Origin of the sequence: Rahnella sp. NRRL B-41462, assembly GCF_003263525.1 — a bacterium.
Taxonomy (GTDB): Bacteria; Pseudomonadota; Gammaproteobacteria; order Enterobacterales; family Enterobacteriaceae; genus Rahnella; species Rahnella aceris.
Genome location: NZ_JYDF01000106.1, coordinates 1 through 626 on the forward strand (window position 1 = coordinate 1; position 626 = coordinate 626).

Annotated in this window: 2 pseudogenes; both read right to left on the reverse strand. The window is 49.5% G+C overall.

The window, feature by feature from the left end:
* A pseudogene (locus tag UC14_RS27175) lies at positions 1-288 on the reverse strand (hypothetical protein); the annotation flags it as partial.
* Positions 262-517: pseudogene (locus UC14_RS26785) on the reverse strand (alkyl sulfatase dimerization domain-containing protein); the annotation flags it as partial. The pseudogenes UC14_RS27175 and UC14_RS26785, both read right to left, overlap by 27 nt.
* Positions 518-626: the final 109 nt, after the last annotated feature.

A 626-nucleotide genomic window follows, 5' to 3' on the forward strand; every position in this document is an offset into this window, starting at 1 on the left:
TTTTGGTGAACTCGCATCAAATAACACGTTGACCAAACCCGCTGACCATTTCTCTGTGCCCAATGAATCATCGCTTGCAGTAGGGGCAGTGATTTGCGGTCCAAAGCCAAAGCTGACAGCAGGATTGCCGGTATCAATCAGCCATGACGCGAAAAGATTAAGATCACCTGTGCCGGTTTTATGGCCGCCAGAGGGAGGTGAAGGGTATGTGTTTACAGGTAAAGAGCCACGCAGTAGCCAGTGACTTTCACCCAGCGAAAATGGCTGGGCATAACGGAACTTACTCACCGCCTGCACTACCCACCGGTAATTCCCTTGCTCGTAATCCTCTTTGGCTTTTTCAGGATATTATCGGCACCGCCCATATAATCGACAAACTTTTTCGTCGCTTCCTCAGGCAGCAACTCATCTAATGTTGCCGGCTTGCCGTCAAACCAGCCGAGATAAAGGACATAGGTTGCTTTTACATCGTGGCTGACAGAACCGTAATAACCACGGCTGCCCAGGTTTTAGCCATGCCCCACAAGAATGATGAACCAGCCCTTCCCATTCATGCCGGGAAGGGCTGGAATATCAGAACTTCGTCCAGCCGCTATCTTCTGTGGTTAAGACTCTGCTATTTTTTT